At 57.8% G+C, this 1,026-nt stretch carries 1 protein-coding gene; it reads left to right on the plus strand.

The window, feature by feature from the left end; translation table 11 throughout:
• A partial coding sequence (locus ACWDD7_RS37920) for a replication initiator protein A (RefSeq protein WP_450460740.1) occupies positions 1 to 531 on the plus strand: 531 nt, incomplete at its 5' end.
• Between the last annotated feature and the right edge of the window lie 495 nt (positions 532 to 1,026).

Here is a 1,026-nt window from a genome sequence, read left to right on the forward strand (position 1 = left end):
CGCTTCAGCAGCTCCTCCTTGCCGATCGCGTCGCTGAACTCCATGCCGTCCTCGAAGGAACAGCTCGAAGGCTTCGGCTTGATCGAAGACTACCGCGTGACGACCTGGACGAAGAACGGCAAGGGCGCGCTGGAGTTGGAACTGACAATTTCTGAATGGCTCTACCGGGCCGCAATGGACTTCGACATCCTCACGCTACACCCCGACTACTTCAGCCTTGGCCAAGCCCTGGAACGCCGCTTGTACGAGCTGGCCCGCAAGCACTGCGGCGATAAGGCATGGTGGGAAATCAGCTTGCCGTTGCTGCTGGAGAAAACGGGCAGCTCGCAGACCTTGCGCCGCTTCAAGCAGGAGATCAAGGAAATCGTGGAGCGCGACCCATTGCCCGACTACCGGATGTTCCTCGACGAGTCCGTGAAGCCCAACAAGCTGGTCATCATGACCCGCGATAACGCCAAACTGGTATGCGAGGCCAACAAGGCCGGCAAGCTGTCCTGGGTGTCCTACTTCTTGCAAAAAAAGCTGGCCTGACGCCCATGCAGAGGCTCGCCGCACTGCCCCAGCTTGACCACCGGCAGAGCCTCAACCGCCCATCGTGGCCCCCTGGCCAGCGCCGGCCCGGACTCGTCTATCGGCGTACATTTCGCCTTCTTGCCAAACTGCGCGAATTCGTCTATCGCGGTACGGTTTACTCGTCTATCACCGCACACCCCTGTGCGACAAAACTACCGAAAAACCCGCGTCAGCATTGGATTTTTAGCCCGGAAGCATCCGAAAACGCCTTTTTTGCTGCCACGCTGAAAGCATCCGATACTGCCAAAAACACTCGTCTATCGGCGTACATTTGGCTACTTATCCACAGAAAAACCGGCCGTTTCGTCTATCGACGTACAAACACTCGTCTATCGCGGTACGTTTTTCTCGTCTATCGGCGTACAGCTTTCTCGTCTATCGGCGTACATGCCACTTGGACCCGACCTTCTACGAGATCCCGGAAGGGGTGAAGCACCTGTGACCGCCACCGGC

This window comes from Streptomyces sp. NPDC001056, assembly GCF_053598955.1.